Annotated in this window: 18 protein-coding genes; 12 read left to right on the top strand and 6 right to left on the bottom strand. The window is 43.7% G+C overall.

Features of this window, described 5'->3' with window-relative positions:
- Window positions 1–15: 15 nt before the first annotated feature.
- The gene (locus MD536_RS04080; RefSeq protein WP_239596049.1) at window positions 16–825 is read left to right on the top strand and encodes a Rossmann-like and DUF2520 domain-containing protein; all 810 of its coding nucleotides are present in this window, start codon (window positions 16–18) and stop codon (window positions 823–825) included.
- On the opposite strand, the gene MD536_RS04075 is transcribed toward MD536_RS04080, so the two are convergent.
- On the bottom strand, window positions 806–1,822 hold the full coding sequence (locus tag MD536_RS04075) for an SRPBCC family protein (RefSeq protein ID WP_239596047.1): 1,017 nt from the start codon (window positions 1,820–1,822) through the stop codon (window positions 806–808). The two genes, MD536_RS04080 and MD536_RS04075, sit on opposite strands and share 20 nt — an antisense overlap.
- Before the next feature lie 112 nt (window positions 1,823–1,934).
- On the opposite strand from MD536_RS04075, the gene MD536_RS04070 reads away from it, so the two are divergent.
- Genes MD536_RS04070 through MD536_RS04055 form a run of 4 tightly spaced genes read left to right on the top strand, consistent with a single transcriptional unit; the run spans window position 1,935 to window position 5,293 of the window.
- Window positions 1,935–2,456 (top strand): KdsC family phosphatase, encoded by a 522-nt coding sequence (locus MD536_RS04070; protein ID WP_239596044.1) that lies wholly within the window; start codon window positions 1,935–1,937, stop codon window positions 2,454–2,456.
- Window positions 2,457–2,479: 23 nt separating this feature from the next.
- Complete coding sequence (locus tag MD536_RS04065) at window positions 2,480–3,412, top strand: geranylgeranylglycerol-phosphate geranylgeranyltransferase (RefSeq protein ID WP_239596042.1); 933 nt, start codon at window positions 2,480–2,482, stop codon at window positions 3,410–3,412.
- A complete protein-coding gene (locus tag MD536_RS04060) occupies window positions 3,409–3,978 on the top strand; it encodes a Maf family nucleotide pyrophosphatase (RefSeq protein WP_239596040.1) in 570 nt (189 codons plus the stop codon). Before MD536_RS04065 ends, MD536_RS04060 begins: the two co-directional genes overlap by 4 nt.
- 43 nt (window positions 3,979–4,021) lie before the next feature.
- Window positions 4,022–5,293 carry a DUF2851 family protein gene (locus MD536_RS04055; protein WP_239596039.1) on the top strand — a complete coding sequence of 424 codons (1,272 nt, stop codon included), beginning with the start codon at window positions 4,022–4,024 and terminating at the stop codon, window positions 5,291–5,293.
- Here the strand turns inward: MD536_RS04055 and MD536_RS04050 are convergent.
- On the bottom strand, window positions 5,281–5,685 hold the full coding sequence (locus MD536_RS04050; RefSeq protein WP_239596036.1) for an OsmC family protein: 405 nt from the start codon (window positions 5,683–5,685) through the stop codon (window positions 5,281–5,283). The genes MD536_RS04055 and MD536_RS04050 overlap by 13 nt on opposite strands.
- A gap of 50 nt (window positions 5,686–5,735) precedes the next feature.
- Here MD536_RS04050 and MD536_RS04045 point away from each other — a divergent pair, with 50 nt between their 5' ends.
- The 3 genes from MD536_RS04045 to MD536_RS04035 all read left to right on the top strand — a co-directional run bounded on the left by MD536_RS04045 (window position 5,736) and on the right by MD536_RS04035 (window position 8,601).
- Complete coding sequence (locus tag MD536_RS04045) at window positions 5,736–6,539, top strand: hypothetical protein (protein WP_239596033.1); 804 nt, start codon at window positions 5,736–5,738, stop codon at window positions 6,537–6,539.
- Window positions 6,540–6,556: 17 nt separating this feature from the next.
- Window positions 6,557–7,504, top strand: coding sequence for a lipoyl synthase (gene lipA / locus MD536_RS04040; protein ID WP_239596030.1), 948 nt, complete (start codon window positions 6,557–6,559; stop codon window positions 7,502–7,504).
- Window positions 7,505–7,719: 215 nt separating this feature from the next.
- Window positions 7,720–8,601 carry a phosphodiester glycosidase family protein gene (locus MD536_RS04035; RefSeq protein WP_239596029.1) on the top strand — a complete coding sequence of 294 codons (882 nt, stop codon included), beginning with the start codon at window positions 7,720–7,722 and terminating at the stop codon, window positions 8,599–8,601.
- Window positions 8,602–8,963: 362 nt separating this feature from the next.
- Here MD536_RS04035 and MD536_RS04030 read toward each other — a convergent pair whose 3' ends face one another.
- Complete coding sequence (locus MD536_RS04030; RefSeq protein ID WP_239596028.1) at window positions 8,964–9,959, bottom strand: ROK family protein; 996 nt, start codon at window positions 9,957–9,959, stop codon at window positions 8,964–8,966.
- Window positions 9,960–9,971: 12 nt separating this feature from the next.
- Window positions 9,972–11,576 carry an MFS transporter gene (locus MD536_RS04025; RefSeq protein ID WP_239596027.1) on the bottom strand — a complete coding sequence of 535 codons (1,605 nt, stop codon included), beginning with the start codon at window positions 11,574–11,576 and terminating at the stop codon, window positions 9,972–9,974.
- 141 nt (window positions 11,577–11,717) lie between these two features.
- Here MD536_RS04025 and MD536_RS04020 point away from each other — a divergent pair, with 141 nt between their 5' ends.
- From MD536_RS04020 to MD536_RS04005, 4 genes are all read left to right on the top strand, one after another.
- Window positions 11,718–13,136: a glycogen synthase gene (locus MD536_RS04020; protein ID WP_239596026.1), complete on the top strand. Its 1,419-nt coding sequence runs from the start codon at window positions 11,718–11,720 to the stop codon at window positions 13,134–13,136.
- A gap of 45 nt (window positions 13,137–13,181) precedes the next feature.
- On the top strand, window positions 13,182–14,459 hold the full coding sequence (locus MD536_RS04015; RefSeq protein WP_239596025.1) for a glucose-1-phosphate adenylyltransferase: 1,278 nt from the start codon (window positions 13,182–13,184) through the stop codon (window positions 14,457–14,459).
- Between the two features lie 161 nt (window positions 14,460–14,620).
- A complete protein-coding gene (locus MD536_RS04010; RefSeq protein ID WP_239596023.1) occupies window positions 14,621–16,030 on the top strand; it encodes an MFS transporter in 1,410 nt (469 codons plus the stop codon).
- Between the two features lie 24 nt (window positions 16,031–16,054).
- Entirely contained in the window at window positions 16,055–17,905 is a 1,851-nt protein-coding gene (locus MD536_RS04005) for a glycoside hydrolase family 13 protein (protein WP_239596021.1), read from the top strand.
- Window positions 17,906–17,911: 6 nt separating this feature from the next.
- On the opposite strand, the gene MD536_RS04000 is transcribed toward MD536_RS04005, so the two are convergent.
- Together MD536_RS04000 and MD536_RS03995 are read right to left on the bottom strand one after the other, a co-directional pair.
- Window positions 17,912–18,661: a GLPGLI family protein gene (locus MD536_RS04000; RefSeq protein ID WP_239596018.1), complete on the bottom strand. Its 750-nt coding sequence runs from the start codon at window positions 18,659–18,661 to the stop codon at window positions 17,912–17,914.
- 4 nt (window positions 18,662–18,665) lie between these two features.
- On the bottom strand, window positions 18,666–21,431 hold the full coding sequence (locus MD536_RS03995) for an outer membrane beta-barrel family protein (RefSeq protein WP_239596016.1): 2,766 nt from the start codon (window positions 21,429–21,431) through the stop codon (window positions 18,666–18,668).
- Window positions 21,432–21,575: the final 144 nt, after the last annotated feature.

Here is a 21,575-nt window from a genome sequence, read left to right as displayed (position 1 = left end):
CTGTAAAGTTACGATATGAAAATTGTTTTGATCGGAGCAGGAAATGTGGCCGGGTCATTAGGCAGAATTTTCGTTCAGCAGGGTCACCAGGTTCTGCAGGTCATGAACCGGACACAGGAAAAGGGGGAAAGGTTGGCAAGAGACCTTGGCGCAGCCTTCACACCTGATTTTTCTTCCATTATACCTGATGCTGATCTTTACATAGTAGCCCTGGCAGATCGTGCCTTGCCGGAACTTATGTTGAAATGGCAACTACATAACCGTTTGGTGGTGCATACAGCAGGTACTGTACCAATGGCTGTATTGCATGGAGTGTCCAACCGTTGTGGAGTGTTATATCCCTTACAAAGTTTAAAAGGAACTCTACCAGCAAGCGGTTCTGTGCCTTTTCTGATACAGGCAGCCCATGCAGATGACCTGGTTCAATTAGAAAAATTCGTACGCTCCATAGGAAGTTCCTGCCAGTCAGTCAGCGATCACCAGCGTTTACGCATGCATGTTAGCGCGGTTTGGGTAAATAATTTTCCTAACCTGATGTTTAGCATCGCCTATCGCTTATGCCAGGAACACCAGCTTTCCTTCGAATTGCTTTTACCATTGATAAGAGAAACTGTCCTGCGGCTGGAACCAGCCAATGAGCCTGCAAAAGACCCCTTCAACTGGCAAACCGGTCCTGCCATGCGGGAAGATCACTCTACCATTCGAAGGCATCTGGAACTGATGAGTCCGCACCCCGACTGGAAAGATCTGTATGAGCACCTCACGGAAGAAATCATCTCCTACAAATCACAGGTCCTGGATACCATTACTCAAAAGGCTGAATGATATCGGTACGTACTTCATACATGGATTTTTTTGTGGTTGGATCATCCATATACACATCGTAGGGAGCACCTTTCGCCTTTTTATTATTGGCTTTCAGCCAATCCTGGATTTTGGCATAAGCTAGTTTTGTTTCTTCATAAGGACCGTAAAAATGCACCACGACGGCATTTTCAGCGGGAACCGTTTTGTATTTGATCCGGCCAGAAGTAGTGCTAGGTGCCTTATTTACGGGGATTGCTGCCTCCAGAACATATGGTGCTGAGTTAGAGTAAAACCAGGCAAGAGGAGCGCTTGTAAAGGTCAGTTGATCTTTATTAATCAATTCGCCGATCTCTCCATAGGCTTTTTGTAAAACCGGACCAATATCGGATTGCACAGCTGCAGTGTCCAGAATAGTTAATACCTGGAGGGGAGCTGTTTTAATTGTTTCAACCATCATTTTTGGTTCAGGTAAACGGAGTTCACCTGTTTCAATTTTTTGCTTTAGCTGGGCAAGTCCCTTCTCAAAATCAGGTGCTATCATGGATTCTGCAAATAATCCAAACCATCGACTAATGGGATTATGGCCGAAATGCGCATGCATGGTCCAGGTAGTTTTGGTCTCATTTCCATCCGGCTCCAGTTTCCATTCTGCTTTGTTGATTTCATCCGAACCGCCAAAAACAAGATCGGTAGTAATTGACTGATTCGGTACCACAGCTGAAATTTCCAGTTTGCCTTCCCCTACTTTCCAATTTTCACTTGACCAGGAATACCAGGCTCCTTTTCCTTTTGTAAGAGGGCCAAACGTCTTTTTCATGTTGGTATCAATTTGGTTCCATGGCATCCAGGCATCGTAAGTAGTAAGATCGGTAAGAACTCCATAAACAGTTGAAGCCGGTGCTTTTATACTGGTAGATCTTGAGACAGTAACAGATCCGGGAAGGAAAGCGCCAATCAGCAATAACAGACCTATGATTGCCACAATCCAGATCAAAATGCGGATTCCCCTTTTCATATGTTGGTTTTAGGACTATTAAAGTAGTGAAAATCCTGTTAGTCTAATCACCATTTGCTAGTTTTGCTCGCTACCCTCAACTAAATTAATTGTCCGCTGAAATAAACTTATCATGAACCTGCTGGATCAGTTTCGCAAGATCACCACTATAGTGCTGGACGTAGATGGCGTATTAACCGATGGAACCCTATGGCTGATGGAAGACGGACAAATGGTACGTCGCATGAACATCAAGGATGGCTATGCATTGCAACTGGCGGTAAAGAAAGGGTATCGGGTTGTTATCATCTCCGGTGGCCAGTCGGAAGCCGTACGGGAACGCTTACAGAAACTCGGCATACAGGAGGTTTATCTCAAAGTGGAGAACAAAGCTGCTTTACTGGAAGAATACAGAAACAGGCTACAGTTACATTGGGAAGAAATCCTCTTTATGGGCGATGATATTCCGGATTTTTCAGTGATGCAGCTGGTTGGATTACCATGTGCTCCTGCAGATGCTGCTCCGGAAATCTTGCAGGTAGCCACTTATATCAGTCAGCAAAAGGGAGGAGAGGGCTGTGTTAGAGATGTATTGGAAAAAATTATGAAATTAAGAGGTGACTGGCAGATCGATACTACCGTATCAAGCAAATAAATTGAAAAACTGAAAGCGTAAATTTGAAAACAATCGCTGCATTTCTCCGACTGGTTCGATGGCCTAACCTGGTTTTTATTGTTGTAACACAGCTGTTATTTTACTACTGTGTCCTGCAGCCAACCATTGGAGTTAACCTGAAGCTGAGCCTGCCGATCTTTGGTATGCTCGGGCTCTCATCGGTTCTGATAGCAGCAGCCGGTTATATAATCAATGACTATTTCGATCTGAATATTGACCAGGTGAACAAACCGGACGCAATCGTAGTACAGCGTTTTATTAGCAGACGCTGGGCAATCTTCTGGCATTTTATTTTTTCCAGTATAGGTATCGTACTTGCCTTTTATGTCTCCTGGGAACTTCGTAATCCGATCATCGGTTTTGCCAATTTCGGTTGTGTGATCCTGTTATGGTTGTACAGTACCACGTTTAAAAAACAATTGCTGATTGGTAATATCCTTATATCCTTATTAACTGCCTGGGTTATTCTTGTTCTTTATTTTGCCGAAATGCGTATCAGCCGGTTTGACGATCCAGATTATATCCTGGCGTTCAAGAATGTATTCAAATACGCGGTTTTATACAGTGGATTTGCATTTATTATTTCTTTGATCCGGGAAGTGGTAAAAGATATGGAAGACCGGGAAGGAGACGACAGGTATGGTTGTAAAACCATGCCGATAGTATGGGGGCTTCAGGCTAGTAAATTATTTGTTGGCATCTGGACAATTGTATTACTGGCCAGCCTGGGGATTATCCAGGTGATCGGGTTGTTTAAAGGCTGGTGGATTGGCGTATTGTTTTCCCTATTAGCTGTTATCTTTCCTTTAATCATGTTTTTGCTGGATCTGAAAAAAGCGCAAACCCCATCCGATTTTCACAGGCTCAGTTCATTGATAAAGGGTATTATGCTGGCAGGCATACTGACACTGCTGTTTTTTAAGTGGTATTTATGATGGAAAAAATTATACTCGCATCGCAATCGCCAAGAAGAAAACAATTATTGGAATGGGCAGAGATCCCGTTTGAAATAAAAGTGAAAGAGACCGCTGAAACTTTTCCACCTGATTTAGCTATTGAAGAAGTGCCCGTTTTCATAGCAAGGGAAAAAGCCAGGGTAATTCAGAAAGAATTATTAGATGAAAGAATTGTGCTGGCTGCGGATACCATTGTTGTATTAAATAAACAGATCATTGGAAAACCTAAAGACAGGGAGGATGCAATAAAAATTTTAAGTAACCTTTCCGGTGAAACACACCAGGTTATAACGGGTGTGGTCATTCGAAAAGGAGAGAAGGAATGGTCATTTTCAGATATCACAAGGGTACAGTTTCATCCGTTAACACTGGAGCAGATTACCTATTATATAGACCATTATCTTCCATATGATAAGGCAGGCGCTTATGCCATCCAGGAATGGATTGGTGTGGTCGGGATTCATTCCATTGCAGGTGATTTTTACAATGTAATGGGATTACCAGTTAGTCGCGTTGTTCAAACCCTGCAAACTCAGGTGTTTTAACGCTTGACCAGCAAGCAGAAGGAACTTAGTTTTCATCAAAAAAATGAAAGAGCGACTCTTGCAGTTTATCTGGCAGGAAAAATATTTCCAGCTGAATAATCTGGTGCTGGAAAGCGGTGAGCAATTGATCATCCGTGATCCCGGCACATGGAATCACGACCAGGGACCTGATTTTCTCAATGCGCGTATTCTGCTGGATGGTACTACCTGGGCGGGAAATGTAGAGATACATGTAAAAAGCTCTCAATGGTACCAGCATCGCCACCAGACAGACCCATCTTACAACAATGTAATCCTGCACGTAGTATGGGAAAATGATGCTCCGCGCTTATCAGCCAGTTTACCGACCCTGGTTTTGCAAGACCGGGTATCGGCTATACTGTTAGAAAGGTATGAACAACTTATGCAATCGGGTGGGCAATTGGTTTGCCAGGAATGGTTGCCCGACATAACGAATGATTACTGGGCAAACTGGAAACAGCAGTTGATACTGGAACGGATTCAACGCAAGGCAAAAGATTTACTTAACCTGTATAAATCATGCAACCATAACTGGAACGATGCCTCCTGGTGTTGGATGGCCAGGTATATGGGCTCAGTAGTGAACGGTGATTTTTTTGAGCAGGTAGCGAAAAGTCTGCCATCCCGTATTATGGCAAGACACAAGGATCAGGTGATACAACTCGAGGCCTTATTATTGGGGCAGGCAAATCTCTTAAAGGAATCCAACCCCGACCCCTATGTGCAGTTATTACAACGCGAATATCAATATCTGCAACACAAGTATCAGTTACCGGAATTACATGGCAGAATGCAGAAACTACGAATGCGTCCAACTGCTTTTCCGGAAGTACGGCTGGCACAATTGGCCATGCTCTGGCATCAGCAAGGTATGTTCAGCCGGAGCTGGCTGGAAGCAGAAAAACTTCCGGACATTGCCAGAACACTCGATATAACCGCCAATGATTTTTGGCATTATCACTTTACGCTCGATGAAGCTTCTCCCTACCAGCCCAAACATACAGGTGAAGAACTGATCCAGCAGCTACTCATAAATGTGATTATTCCATACCAATATGCAGCAGGAGTTTATCAACAACAGCCGGCTCTTCAGCAAAAAGCGATCAACTGGCTGAGTAGTCTGCCGGCTGAGCGAAATGCGCTGATTAAACAGTGGCAACGTGCGGGAGCCACCTCCGAAACAGCGCTTGAAAGTCAGGCTCTCATTGAACTTAAAAAGTATTATTGCGAGGCTAGACGCTGCCTGGATTGTTCCATTGGTCGGTATTTGCTAAAAGAACCTCACCATACATAAACCAGGTTCATGTTAACATCGGGAGATAAACTTTTGAACACCGGGCAGTTGTTTCCAACCCTTTCCAGGATGACCCGATCTTTTTCACTTAGGTTTAACGTTTGCGGGAAATGCAGAATAACATCAATTTTACCTATCCTTCTGGGGTCACTGACCATGTGTTTTTGAATATCTATGGTAGTACCAGCCAGTTCTATCCCCATATCCTGTGCTTTAATGCCCATTGTAGTAATGGCGCAGGTTCCAAGCGCTACACAAACCATATCGGTAGGTGAAAAACGCTCTCCCTTTCCCCTGTTATCCGTTGGGGCATCTGTTTCAATTGATGTACCGCTCTGCAGGTGTGTGGCCTTACAACGTAAATGTCCTTCGTAAACAACGGATGCTGTCATGCTGTTATTTTTGTATAAATTTACGCTAGCAGGTACCTAAAAAAATGACTGTGAAAAAAATCTTGTTATTGCCGATAGGAATTGTGATGACAACCATGGTATGGGCCCAATCCAATCCCGCGTCCTCCAGGAAGGACAAGAAAGCTGAAAAAAAAGAAAGAATCAATGCCTTATTAAAGATGGAAGAAGAAGGGCAATTGATTTTCGATAAACACAATGTATTTGGATTACGACTAAATAGCGATGGCTGGGGTATCTTCTTTGAAAAGGGGAAATTTATTACGCCGCGCAAGACGAGGTTAATCCAGATTGAATTCAACGAAAAGAAACATCCCAAAGAAGATAAGGATGCCGGAAGTATTGACCTGTTCACCGGAAACGTAAATCAATATGTTTTTGGGAAAGCAAACAATTTTTATCAATTAAAAGGAGCTTACGGTCAGCAATACCTGATCGGTGGAAAAAGCAATAAAAACGGGGTGTCGGTAACTGGCATCTGGGCAGGAGGTATCAGCTTCGGACTAGAAAAGCCTTATTACGTAGATGTGGTAGATCGTACCACAGAGGAAAGAAGTCGTAAACGTTTTACAGAAATTGAGGATTTCCGCCAGTATGCTTACCTGGGAGCATCCGGTTTCACGGTAGGATGGGGAGAGTTAAAATTCAATCCGGGTGCGCATGCTAAAGCAGCACTTCGTTTTGATTATGGCCGCTTCAACGAAGTGGTTTCCGCTATTGAAGCGGGGGTAAACCTTGAATATTACAGCCAGTCCGTACTTCAGATGGTGAACAATAAAGAAAGGAACCTGTTTTTTAATGCTTACGTAACCGTACTCTTTGGTAAGCGTAAGTAATGTAATTTTGTTCCATTATGCAGGAATTACCCGTAGTTGCAGCTGTTCCGAAATCTGAGTCTGCTATTAAAAAGCCTAATTGGCTAAGAGTTAAACTTCCTACCGGGGAAAGTTATAAACATGTTCGTTCTCTTGTAGATACACATAAGCTTCATACAATATGTGAAAGCGGTAACTGTCCCAATATGGGAGAGTGCTGGGGTGAAGGCACAGCCACTTTTATGATCCTGGGCAATACCTGTACCCGGAGTTGTGGTTTTTGTGCAGTTGCTACAGGACGGCCCGACCCGATTGACTGGGATGAACCCCAGCGGGTAGCGGAAGCCATCTATCTGATGAAAGTGAAACATGCGGTAATTACTTCTGTAGACCGGGATGAATTAAAAGATGGTGGTTCAACCATTTGGTACAATACCATTAAGGCGGTGAAGCAGTTGAACCCGGAAACTACCCTGGAAACCCTGATCCCTGATTTTAAAGGCATAAAAGACCAGATTCAGCGTGTAATTGATGCTGCCCCGGAAGTAGTTTCGCATAATATTGAAACTGTAGAGCGACTCACCAAACGCGTCCGTATCCAGGCAAAATACTGGAGAAGTATGGACGTGCTGAGAACGCTGAAAGAAGGCGGTATGCGCGTGAAAAGCGGTATCATGCTGGGACTGGGAGAAACCAAAGAAGAAGTAATTCAGACATTGACCGATTTGAGGGATAACGGAGTGGATGTGGTAACGATTGGGCAATATCTTCAGCCTACAAAAAAGCATCTACCGGTAGATCGGTTCGTACACCCGGATGAATTTGCCGAGTACCGCGAAATTGGTTATAACCTGGGATTGGATTATGTGGAAAGTGGTCCGCTGGTTCGTTCTTCTTATCACTCCGAACGTCATGTTATTCCCGGTTATGGAAAGCAGAAGTGGATGGAAGAAAAAGAAGGTATAGAAGTTTATAAAGCATCCTGATGGAGTCGTTAAATAGCATGAGCAACTTATTTTTCAAGGCCTTAATCGGCCTTTTATTTTTTCCTATTGTTAGTAGTGCCCAGTTAACTGGTTCAACCGGAGAAACCCATAAAGAGGTGCAACCTTTATTTGTCAAGCCTAACACAGATTTCCAAAGCGAAGCTTCAATTAACTGGCAAAACAGGTCTTCTGATTTCGGTCCAATACCCCCAGGTATGGAAGTATATTCCTTTGAAGGGATGTACCAGAACAAAGCCTTCCGTGCATTTTACGTGATTGCTGATCCAGGTTCCGGTTCGCTGCAAATGGAGCATGATACCACCCAAAACCGGCGACTCACTCCTTCCGGATTCTATGAGAAAAATAATCATCCGGTGCTGGTTGTGAATACCAGTTTTTTTTCTTTTAAAGACAATCTGAATCTGAACGTTATTGTAAACAGAGGAAGGTTACTGGCTTATAACCAGCATACCATAACAGGCAGGGGAGTTGACAGTGGGCAATACTATCATCCATTTGTAAGTGCGCTTGGCATCAATAAGAAAGGAGAAATGGACGTAGCCTGGACCTTCACAGCGAAGAACAAACGAAAGCCATATGCGACCCAACTGGTTCCGGATTTGTACAAAGACAGCCAATATGAATTCAATTTTGCCACAGCAAAAAAGTCCACCACCACACTGAGTCATTTTTCCTCCAGTATGCAATTGAAACGATGGAAAATGCAAACGGTAGTTGGCGGTGGTCCAGTACTGGTTCAAAACAGCTCAGTTAACATAACCAATAACGAAGAGCGAAAATTCGCAGGTAAAGCTATCCATGATGCTCATCCAAGGACAGCCATTGGTTATACAAAAGAAGGTAAAATACTTGTGCTGGTCATAGAGGGTAGAAATCCTGGTGTTGCAGCAGGTGCCACTCTAACCGAAACCGCAGCTCTTCTTGTACAACTTGGTTGTGTGGAAGCGTTGAACCTGGATGGAGGCGGCAGTTCCTGTTTGCTGATAAACGGAATGGAAACCATCCGGCCATCCGATAAGGAAGGTCAACGGGCAGTGCCGGCGGCGATGGTATGGAAGGTGAAAGGTGAAAGGTGAAAATGGTAAAATGTGAGACGTGAGACGTGAGACGTGAGAAGAACTCAAATCTTTGAGCAGCCTTATCAAACTCAAACACAAGGAACAATTGTAATTATACCCTACACAAAATGATTCAACTAGTATCGTTACTTACAGGCAATGCTTTGCTTGGAAGCTGATACATATAACCACCAATAAAAATCTGGAAAGACTGGTTTATTTAGGACTTAATAATAAAAAATCCCGGTCAAGTTAAATTTGACCGGGAAATTATTTGAATCTGAGCCGCAAATCCCGACTCCGTTTTCACCTTTCACCTTTCACAATCTTTCACGTTTCACCTTTCACTTTTCACGTCTCACGTCTGACATCTCACTTCCTCATAGCGACGAACTACTCTGCTTCATCTCCCACACCAATGCGCTCGCTCCCAGAATGGCGGCATCTGCCTCATGAAGGTCACTCTTGATTACCTTCACTTTATTCTTGAAGATGGGCAGCAGGTTCCGCTCCATGTGTTCAATCGTTGGATCAAAAATAAGATTACCGGCTTTGATTAGTCCACCGAACAGGATGATCGCTTCCGGAGAAGAAAACATTACAAAATTGGCCAGGGATTCGCCGAGAATCTGTCCTGTAAACCGATACACCGATTGGGAAATCTCATCTCCCTGCATAGCACAATCGAAAATTTGTTTGCTGGTTAACTCCTCTAAATTGTACTTGCGCAACATACTGGGTTTCTCCGGTTCTTGCTGTAGCATTTCTTTTGCAGTTAACACAACACCAGTAGCGGAAGCATAGGCTTCCAGGGAACCTTTGAGTTGGGTTGACCAGTGAGGTCGGCCACCCGGACGAATAATCGTATGTCCCAGTTCGCCGGCAAAACCATCGTGGCCATAAATAAGCTGACCGTTTGCCACAATGCCACTTCCAACACCGGTACCGAGGGTAATGGTGATGAAATCGCGCATGCCTTTGGCCGCTCCATATTGCATTTCACCCACTGCTGCCGCATTGGCATCGTTAGTAAGGGCAGTTGCCAGGCCCATGCGCTGGCTAACCATATCTGCCAGGGGAACTACGCCCACCCAGCGCAGATTCGGAGCGTATTCAATAGTTCCGGTGTAATAATTGCCATTTGGCGCACCAATACCAATACCCTTGATCAGCTCAATTCCTCCGACTTTTTCAATCATCAGATTCAGCCGTACACAAAGTGCATCCACAAAGGCCTCCGGATTTTCATATTCCGGTGTTGATAACTGTTCATACTGCAGTACTTCACCACGACGATTCACAATACCACACTTGGTATTAGTGCCACCGATATCCACACCAATGGCGTATTCTAAAGGAATTTTAGTCATGCTCATGTTCGCTTGCAATTAATGTCCACCACCAATCTGGCTGTCGAAATCCAGCCCCTGGGAGGTTAATACGTTTTTAAGTTTGATCGCAAGATAAGCAAGGAATGCAAAACAGGCAGCCGCTAATAAATAAGAAAAATGCATATCCTTAATATCTCCAAGTACCCCCTGTAATGGCGGTATAACGGCCCCACCTAAAATCATCATTATCAGGAAAGCAGAACCCTGGCTCGTGTATTTGCCCAATCCGGCAACAGCCAGCGAAAAGATCGATGGCCACATTACCGAACAACACAAACCGCCTGCCATCAGGGCATAAACAGAAATAAGTCCTTTTGTAAAGACTCCAATCAGCATAAAAATGGTAGCCAAAACTGATACTGTCAGCAAGGTTTTAACAGGTTTTTCCTGACCATAGAAAAACGCCAGGATCATGATTACTACAACTACTGAATAGCCATAAAGATCACTGATATTATTTCCCTTGAGATGATTGGCAAACAAGACCACAGCAAAAGCAATAAAGGGAACTACGATCGTTGCAATTCGTTTACCCATCGCCGAGAGATTGAATACACCAATGGCACCTGTCCAGCGACCAATCATCAAACTCCCCCAATACAGGGATATAAAATGCGAGATTTCACTTTCATCCAGTCCCACTTCATTGAAATATCCGGGCGTTTTCAGCAATGCACCGAAGTTGTTGTCAATGGTTACTTCCACACCTACATATACAAAGATCCCCAGCATCCCATAGATCAATTGCTGATAACGCATGGCGCCCCAGCCTTCAGGGCTCTTAACCGCTGAAGCATTGGAGTAAAAAAGAATAGCAACAACTGCGATCAGGGTTAGCAATAGCAACACCAGTTTGCTGGTATCTGTAAACTGTCCTACCAGGATGATTGCCAGGATAACACCTGTCATCATCAACAGGGCACCAGCCGCCTTATTGGCCTTTTCAAACCGCTCGTCGTTTTTGCCATCCGGCAGATTTTTTGAAAAAGAGAAAAACAGGGCAACTGCTGCAAATACAGCGGCAACAATTATGTATAGTGTATTAATGTTAGTGATGGTAACTTCTTTCCCTACATCAGAAACCGATCCGAAAAGGAAAAAGCTCACGATGATGGGGCCTAGGGTAGTACCCAGTGAGTTCACACCACCACCCAGGTTCAGACGCTGTGTACCTGTGGATGGATCACCTAGCACAATGGCGAACGGCTGAGCAGCTGTCTGCTGCAAAGAAAACCCTAAAGCCACTACAAACAATGACCCAAGTAGCGCAGGAAATGAGTTGGCATTGGCAGAAGGAATGATTAGCAAGGCGCCCAATACGGATATCCATAATCCGTATATAATGCCTTTTTTATAACCGATCTTGTTTAAAATATCATATCCCAAACTATTGGAAACGATGAATAAAATCAGACTGCCTATAAAATAGGCCCCATAAAACGCTGAGCCGATCAACTGGCTCTGAAACTGATTTAATTCAAAGTGCGTTTTACAGAATGGAATCAGAATACTGTTGGAAGCGGCAATAAAGCCCCAGAAAAAGAACACCATTACAAGCGTCGCTAGAGCACCTGTATTGGTTGGTTGTTTGGTTTGCGACATGATAAAATCCAGATTTTTGGTTTGGCAATTAAATCTTGCACTGAATCAGTGAAAATAGGAAGAATTTCATTTGCCTGAAATTTTTTCAATTGATCGTCCCCCCAATCTATTTTCTTATTATATTCAATCGTAATTATTTATATGGAGATTCTTCATGTTTCAGCCGAATGTTATCCCGTGGCAAAGGCAGGCGGTTTAGGTGATGTGGTAGGCGCTTTACCTAAGTACCTGACAGAAGCCGGTCATATCAACAAAGTTGTGATGCCGATGTACCGGACCAAGTTCCTGTATGAAAACAAATGGGAGGTAGTTCATAAATCAAGTGCCTACCTGGGTAATACCTGGTTTGATTATACCATCATCAAAGAAACTACCAATAAACTCGGATTTGATTTATACCTGGTTGATATAAACGGACTGTTGGATCGGGAAAAAATTTACGGTTACGCGGATGATACCGAGCGGTTCACCTCCTTTCAGATCGCAGTAGTTGATTGGATCAGTTCCTGGAAACATCGTCCGGATATTCTGCATGTGCACGATCATCATACAGCCCTTATTCCTTTTATGGTGAAATACTGCTATCAGTATTCAAACCTGGAAGATATTCCAACCGTGCTGACAATCCACAATGCTCAATACCAGGGCTGGATGGATTGGAGTAAGTCGGACTATATCCCGCATTGGGATGGTTGGCGCTGGGGTATACTGGACTGGAATAATATGATCAACCCGCTTGCTGCAGGCATTCGAAGTGCCTGGAAGGTAACCACCGTTAGCTGGAGTTATCTTTATGAAATGCGGCAGGACAGTAATGGCCTGGAAGCGCTGTTTGAATACGAAAAAGGGAAATGTGCCGGTATTATTAATGGCATTGACAGCGATGTATGGAATCCTGAAACCGACAGTTATCTGACTGATCACTACTCTATTGAATCCCTTGCAGCAGGTAAGAGAGCAAATAAGGAAACATTGTGCGCTGAATTTAATCTCAATCCGGACAAACCGCTGTTCGTTTTCATTGGACGACTGGTAGGTGAGAAGGCTGCTGATTTATTACCCCGTGCCATCGGAGATTCACTCTATTATATCGATCAGCGTATGAACTTCCTGGTACTGGGTAGTGGGGAAAGCCATGTTGAACAGGAATTAGAAAATATGCGTTCCTACTGGATGGGGTTCTATAATTCCAAAATCGGTTACAACGAGCAACTCAGTCATCGTATGTACGCGGGAGCAGATTTCCTGTTGATGCCGAGCCGGGTTGAACCCTGCGGACTCAACCAACTGTACGCCATGCGCTATGGAACCGTACCTGTTGTTCGTCGTACTGGCGGGCTGCGCGATACGGTCATTGATATCGGAGAACCCGGCGGTTATGGCATTTCCTTTAATAATGCCAGTGTGGGCGATATTACACATGGTGTATACCGGGCGGTGGAATTGTACGAAGACCAGCTTCGCTTTGACGGCATCCGGCGCAAACTGATGGAACTTGATTTCGGCTGGGATGTAAGCGCGAAACAATACATCGATTTATACAAATCTTTATTACCTTAATAGGCCCACAATACCATAAACCAGTCTTAATCCAAATTTTACGATATGTCAATCAGCAAAGAAATACTTGCCGTTATTCTCGGGGGTGGAGCAGGTACCCGCCTCTACCCACTGACCGCCAGCAGAAGTAAACCCGCCGTTCCGATCGCAGGGAAGTACCGACTCGTGGATATCCCTATTTCCAATTGTATGAACTCCAATATCAACCGGATGTTCGTACTAACCCAATTCAATTCGGCTTCCCTGAACCGACATATCAAAAACACCTACCACTTTAGTGCGTTCAGCGCCGCTTTTGTGGATATTCTGGCAGCAGAACAAACCCCGGATAACCCGACCTGGTTCCAGGGAACTGCAGATGCTGTGCGTCAAAGCCTGCGACATATCACACCCTTTGAAAGTGAATATGTTTTAATTCTTTCTGGTGATCAGTTGTACCAGATGGATTTCAGCGAAATGCTGGAGAATCATAAAAAATGCGGTGCTGATATCTCCATCGCTACCATTCCGGTGGCGGAAAGAGAAGCTCCTGAATTTGGTATTCTGAAAGCGGCAGACGGATTTATCACCTCATTCGTTGAAAAGCCCAAAAAGGATGTCCTGGCAGACTGGATCAGCGATACAGGTGATGAGATGCGCCATCAGGGTCGAAATTACCTGGCTTCTATGGGTATCTATATTTTCAATCGCAAGTTGCTATTCGATTTGCTGGAAAACGAGAAAAAAGATGCCACTGATTTTGGAAAGGAAATCATCCCGGAGTCCATTCATAAATACAAGGTTTGTTCTTATCAATATGATGGTTACTGGACAGATATCGGAAATATCTATTCCTTCTTTGAGGCCAATATCAGCCTGACTAAGGACATTCCCGAGTTCAATCTTTTTGATAACAAAAATGCAATTTATACCCGTGCACGGATGCTGCCTCCGGCAAAAATCAGTGGTTCTACCCTGGAAAAAACAGTAATTGCTGAAGGCTCCATAATTAATGCCTCCAGAGTGGAAAATACCGTAGTTGGAATTCGTTCCCGCATTGGAAATGGTTCAACGGTAGTGAACAGTTACCTGATGGGAAATGATTATTTCGAAACCATTCCGGATATGAACCTCGCCCGCCAGAACGGACAACCAATCCTTGGTATTGGAGATCGTTGCTATATTAAAAATGCGATCGTAGACAAAAATGTTCGCATAGGTGATGATGTTCGTATCAATGGTGGCTCTCACCTTGAAAACTGTGATCATGCCTTATACACGGTGAAAGATGGAATTGTAGTAGTTAAGAAAGGTGCAGTGATTCCAAATGGATTTGTGATATAAAAGTAGTGAAAGGTGAAAAGTGAAAGGTGAAAAGGGTTTCCTGAATGCGGGGACTTTTTTCACCTTTCTTATTTCACTTTTCACCTTTCACCTTTCACTACTCGTCTTTTTTCCTTATTTTCGGACGTTGTGTAATACATACACATTATAAAACGATTGCTATGGCGGTAACGGCTCCATCAGGCGGGCAACCTAAAACGGGATTAATTCCCAAACCTACGCTTTCCATTGCCCAGATTGTCACCATGAGTTTTGGCTTTCTGGGAATCCAATTTGGCTTTGCTTTACAAAATGGTAATACCAGCAGAATTCTGCGCTCTTTTGGAGCAGATGTAGAACACCTGCCGGCCTTTTGGCTGGTGGCACCGGTTGTAGGCATGATTGTTCAACCCATCATCGGTCATTATAGTGATAAAACCTGGAACAGGATAGGCCGTCGGAAACCTTATTTTTTAACAGGCGCGATTTTATCATCCCTGGCACTGATCTTTTTACCAAATTCCGGCAGCCTTGCCGGCCTGATTCCTGCACTCTGGATTGGTGCCGGTATGGTGATGGTAATGGATGCTTCTTTTAATATCGCGATGGAACCCTTCCGGGCCCTGGTAGCGGATAATTTGTCGGATAAACAAAGTACGCTGGGGTTCAGTATCCAGACTTTTTTAATCGGACTGGGTGCCGTGGTAGGATCCATACTTCCCGAATTGCTTGCTGAATCCGGATTCAGTAAAGAAGCCGGTGAATCCGGTGTAGCTGATAATATCAAATACTCCTTTTACATCGGGGCCGCCGTTTTCATGGCCGCCATTCTGATAACTGTTTTTTATTCGAAAGAATATCCGCCCGCAGAATATGAAAAATATCACGGGAAGCCGGATCATTCGCAGGAGAAATCCAGCCTGCTCGATATCTTCAAAGATTTTGGAAAAATGCCCAGGACTATGAAACAACTGGGACTGGTTCAATTCTTCAGCTGGTTTGCACTATTCAGTATGTGGGTATTTACAACAGATGCTGTAGCCACCCATGTTTACGGATTATCGGGTGACTATTCAAAGTCTGTTGAATACAACGATGCCGGAAATAAAGTTAGTTCGGCTTTTGGCGTATATAATTTCGTAGCGATGATATACGCATTGATGCTTCCAATCGTAGCCCGCCAGTTTGGTCGTAAAATGACCCATGCAATTTCTCTATTTGCAGGGGGCATTGGCCTGATTTCCATTTATTTTCTGAAAGATCCTACGATGCTGAAATTTTCAATGGTAGGAGTGGGACTGGCCTGGGCCAGTATTCTCGCCATGCCCTATGTTATTTTATCAGGATCCATTCCGGCAGGCAAACTGGGTATCTACATGGGCATTTTCAATTTCTTCATCACCCTCCCTCAAATTGTAAACGGTTTGGTCAACGGATGGATTGTAAAAAACATTTACGATGGTCAGCCAATCTACGCCATCGTACTGGCAGGCTTTTTCATGATTTGCGCTGCTATCAGTGTGCTGTTCGTGTACGATGAAGGCTGGATTAAAATCCAACAGGAGAAAAAACGAATACTAGCCGAATCCTGATCTTATATTTTTTAATTGCTTCATATGTTGAAAAGAGTTTGTCTTTTAATGGTGGTGGTATTGGCAAGTTTTGTTGCCATTGCCCAGGAAATCAATTGTTACCCAACGAACTGGTGGGTGGGAATGAAAAATCCGAAAGTGCAGGTAATGGTTCATGGTAAGGATTTTGGAAAAGGGATTATTACTGTTGCAGACTACCCGGGTGTTGTTGTGGAGAAAATACAACCTGCCGAAAACCCAAATTATGTGTTCATCGATTTAATAGTTTCCAGTGCCGCCAAACCCGGCAAACTGGAAATCAGCAGTAAACTGGGTAAAAATACAATGAAAGCAGCCCTGCCATTAAAAGCACGCCGTACAGGTAACGGTGTCACCTATGCGCAGGGAGTTCGTTCAGAAGACCTGGTGTATTTATTAATCCCGGATCGTTTCAGCAATGGCAATCCTGCCAATGACAAAATGCCCGGACTACTTGATCAGACACTGAACCGCGATTCTATCTTCCACCGCCATGGAGGGGATTTACAAGGTATCATCAACCATCTTGACTACCTGCAGGACCTGGGTATAACTGCTCTTTGGAGCCTGCCCGTTTGGCAGAACAATATGCCGGATCGTACCGAGCATGGCTATGCCATCACCAATCATTATAAGGTGGAACCACGGATAGGCACAAACGAAGATTACCTTCGACTTAGTGATGAGTTACATAAACGCGGCATGAAGTTGATCCAGGATGTCATCTACAACCATACAGGGCTTTATCATTTCTTCGTGCAGGACAAACCAATGAAGGACTGGTTGCATGAGTGGCCATCGTACACTGGAACCAATTACAAAGACCAGGTATTATTTGACCCGTATGCCAGCCAGGCTGATAAAACGAAAATGCTGGATGGCTGGTTCACACCTATGATGCCCGACCTGAACCAGGGCAATCCCTATGTAGCGAATTTCCTCATCCAGCATGCAATCTGGAGCGTAGAGGAATTCGGGGTCGATGGATGGAGAGTGGATACCTATATCTACAATGATCTTGATTTTATGAATCGTTGCAACAAAGCATTGCTGGAGGAATATCCACGAATCAGTATTTTTGGTGAAACCTGGGTTCACGGTGTTCCCAACCAGGCTTATTTTACTGAAAACACGCTGGGTGATGTACCCTTCAAAAGTAACCTGCCCGGCACCACCGATTTTCAAACCCTTTTTTATGGTATTCAGGAATCTTTGACCAAACCATTCGGCTGGACTGACGGTGTAAATAAGCTCTATACCACAACAGCGCAGGATTATATGTACAAGGATCCGATGAAACAGGTAATCTTCCTGGATAACCACGACCTTGCACGTTTCTACAGTGTAATAGGAGAGGATACGGCAAAATACAAAATGGCATTGAGCTGGTTATTGACTTTCCGTGGAATTCCTCAATTGTATTATGGAAATGAAATTCTGATGACAGGTTTTACCAATCCGGACGGTTGGGTTCGCCTGGATTTTAAAGGTGGGTGGCCCGGTGATAAGGAGAACAAGTTTACCGCCGCTGGTCGAACAGATAAAGAAAATGCGATTTTCAACCATATCCGCAAGTTGGCACAATTCCGCAAAAAATCAACAGCCCTTCAAACGGGCAAACTGATGCAATTTGTTCCGGAAGATGGTGTATATGTGTATTTCCGGTACGATGGCAACCAAACCATCATGTGCATCATAAATACCATGACGGAATCCAAAACCATTGAAGGGAAACGCTTCCATGAACGTACAGCAGGCTTCAACCAAGGGATCGATATCCCCACTGGAGCTAGCTATTCCTTAACAGGATCCATTAGCTTACGCCCTTTATCAATGCTGGTGCTGGAACTAAAATAAGCCGGCTCAAAGCAGGCTCCACCAAATGAACTTCTCGCCACGTTTACCCCAATCGGTGAACGTTGACTGAAGAAAGGGGGCCAATTCTTTACCTGCAATCTTTTTGCCCTTTTCATTCACTTTAAATGCAGAGGCAGGAGCTTCGGTGATTTCAACTTTGGTAGCAAACCAGGTGGTATATAAGCGTGGAACAGCTAAGCCCAGAATCATACCGGGTAATCCGCCAAAGGATTCTGGACCGCCACTTACTGGGATCTCATCCGTATAAAATGCCACCACATAAACAGAATCACTGATCACAGCAACTGCTTTACGACATTCAAAACCTGCTATTTCACGGGTTTCACTGCTCAGTTTCCATTGCAGCCGGCTCAAACTGTCAGTAACAACAAAATTTTCTTCAAATACTTTCCGTCTGCTGGTAAGTAAGCCACTTGCATACTCCGTTAATACTACATTTTCCTTTGCAGGTCCCAATAACCAGGGTTCCAGTTTTTTATCTGGTTCCCGGCCAGGTTGGTATATACCTTTGTTTTGATTAAATGCAAGATTGAAATAGGAATTCTGGAAACGGGGTTGCTTGGACATGAATTCTTTCCAGAAATCACTCTGCATTTCTTCGTTATCCATTTCCATTTGGCGATGAATATTTATTCTACGTTCATACTCAATGGTACCGGCTCCCAGGAAACGGGCCTGGCCAAAACTCATCGAGCCTGTGAAAACCGCTATACCAAAAACAAACAGCTTTTTCATATTCTTATTTTTGACCGGGATTACGACTAAAATTCCAGATTACACCCAGTAACCAATACCGGCGCAGAGTGCTATACGTATTTTCTGAAATGAAATTGGAGTTAGCCGTTCGCTGGAAACCAATATTCTGATTCAGGATATCATTGATGGACAATCGAATCTCTGCAGTCTTTTTCTTCAGGAACTTTTTAGACACAAAGGCATTCCACAAAACCACATTTCTGTCTTCACCGAAAACATCCGTTTTCTGACGCCATTGATAGGTGGCATTGGAATTCAGTTCAAAATCCTTCAGAAAGAAAATGGAACCCCCGATTCTTGTATCTGTCGTCCAGAATTTCGTTACTATATCAGGGCGAAGGGAGGAAACGTTTCGCGTATAATTGGGTCCAAAGGACAACTCTACATAATATTTCTTTTCCTTGTTTTTGTAAAAAGATACATTTCCACCTATAGACGAATAGGTGTTGGTATTTTTCACACTGTTCACAAAATTATTGTTCTTTCCACCATTCCAGTTGAGGCCCATATTAAAACTGGATTTGATTTTTTTCAATTCCTTCCAATACCCTGTGTACATATAATAATTGAAATTCCCATCCACATTTACAAAGCTGAATTGGCGTCTGCCCTGCGCATCCACATTATCTGCCCTGCTGATCGCATTATCAATAAAATTTAATCCAAGGTTAAAGTAGATATTCCGCCCGGTCAATACTTTATAATCATTATAATTCAGATTCAGGTTATGCCGGAATTCCTGTTTTAAATCCGGATTTCCTACCTGGATGTTAAGCGGATCAGTATTCTCCAATATGGGTTGAATTTGCTGCAGTGTTGGTTGTGCTGTTTGTCCATTGTACCGCAGGTTCAAACCGCGCTGGGCGCCCATTTTAAAGCGAATATTCGCTTTGGGAAAAAAGTTGGTAAATCCATACTTGTAAACTGTATCACGCACCAGGTCCTTCTGGCGGAAATCTGCAAAGTTGATATTACTACCAAAAGAAGCCATGATTTTGGAACCATTGAAACGGAAATTCAGTCCGGTGCTATGGGTATTAAAATCAAAGGCATAATCACTGCTGAACAGGCTGTCCAGTACTTCGTACTTGCCGTTGAAATCCTTCACAAAGGAACTGCGCAGGGCTTTACTATTATTGATGCGGTATCCATAATTTGCTTCTACAAACCATTTCTTGGATAACGGTTCTGTATAGGATATACGTCCACCCCAGATATTCGACTGGGAATAATTGCTTTTCACCTGATCCACCGTATCGGTATTCGTCAGATTGCCATTTCCATCAAAGAACCGGTTAACCGAAAAGAGATTTCCATTCGTCGCATTGTTCTGGTATTGCTGATCCAGGTTAACGGAAAGTGTACGTCCCGCTTTCATGAATTTCTTTCTCCAGATGGCGGAAGTTTTCATTTGCTGGCGGTCTCCAGCTGAACTTAGGCGGCGATCCTGGTTATTGATTAATTGTTCAAGATCTCCCAATGATTCAGAACTGAATATAGAGGAATTATTGGCCTGCCCCTGCATTCCGTTCACATTTATCTTCAAACTGGACAAGGAATCCAGTTTTACATCATAAAAGCCTGACAACTGATGTTTCAGATTCATCGTAGATGTCTTGCGGGTACTGTTATTATAAAATAACCGGTCTGCCAAAATTGACTGACTTGTATTAGTGCCTTCGTTTTCTATGTTTTGCTTATAAAACTGGTAATTACCGTTAACATGAGTTTTATCATTATTCAGTTTATTCGAATAATGCGCTCCGGCGGTCCAGGCTTTGGGTAACCCTTCTCCGTTGTATTGTCCACCCCAGGTATTAAACTCATCCGATTCCGAAAAGGAATAAAAATAACCGTCCTCTTCGTTGTATTCCATATTGGATCCACCGCCAAACCGGTCATTGTCCTGCCAACTCAGTCCCGCCTTTCCCGTATTTGCCATGGTGCCATAAGCAGCTAACTTACGTTTACCCTTAAACGCATTGATCATTACTTCGTTCTCAAAATAATCCGGTAGTCCGCCGCTTAACTTAGCCTTGCCGAAATACCCCTTTTTCCGGTCTTCCTTAAGGGTCAAATTAATCGTCTTTTGTTTTTCACCATCATCAATTCCGGTGAAGGTGGCCTGTTCACTTTTTTTATCAAAGACCTGCACTTTTTCAATCGCATCTGCCTGGAGATTCTGTGTAACCACTGCAGGATCATCGCTGAAGAATTCTTCTCCGTCTACCAAAACTTTTTGAACCCGTTCACCCTGGGCCGTAATTTCACCTTTCTGATTTACCTGTATGCCGGGTAATCGTTTCAGCAATTCTTCCACATTCGCTCCCTGGCGAACAGCGAAACTATCTGCCCGAAACTCCAATGTATCGCCTTTCATGCGGATAGCACCGATTTTCTGAGAAACGATTACTTCTTCGAGCAGCACGGATTTCTTGATGAGGTTAATTTTTCCAAGGTCGAACTCAGATCCAATCGGTTTCACCACATCCAGAAAATCTGCAAACTTGGGGTAACTAACCAGTAATAAATGGGGCTTGCCGTCTGCAGCTTTCAACACAAAATTTCCCTTTGCATCAGTTCGTGCATGTTGTAATAAAACAGAATCGGGAGAGAGTAAAGCAACCACTGCATTTACAAGTGGTTTTTTTTCAGAAGTGTCTGCAATTTGTCCCCTGATAGTGGTTGTCTGGGCCTGTAGTATTCCTGATATTAACAGAGATGCCCATACGATCAGTAATTTTCTCATAGTAAGGTTTAGCTGGCAGGGTCAAAATTTGCTAATTATTTCCACAATACCTTACCGCTGATCACTAATACTTCGTTAAAAGCCAAACAATTTAAAAACACCCAATTACCCGCATTTTCCCTTAATTTTAAAGACAACCAGAAC

Source organism: Flavihumibacter cheonanensis, assembly GCF_022352215.1.
Taxonomy (GTDB): Bacteria; Bacteroidota; Bacteroidia; order Chitinophagales; family Chitinophagaceae; genus Flavihumibacter; species Flavihumibacter cheonanensis.
This window is presented reverse-complemented; position numbering and strand designations above follow the sequence as displayed.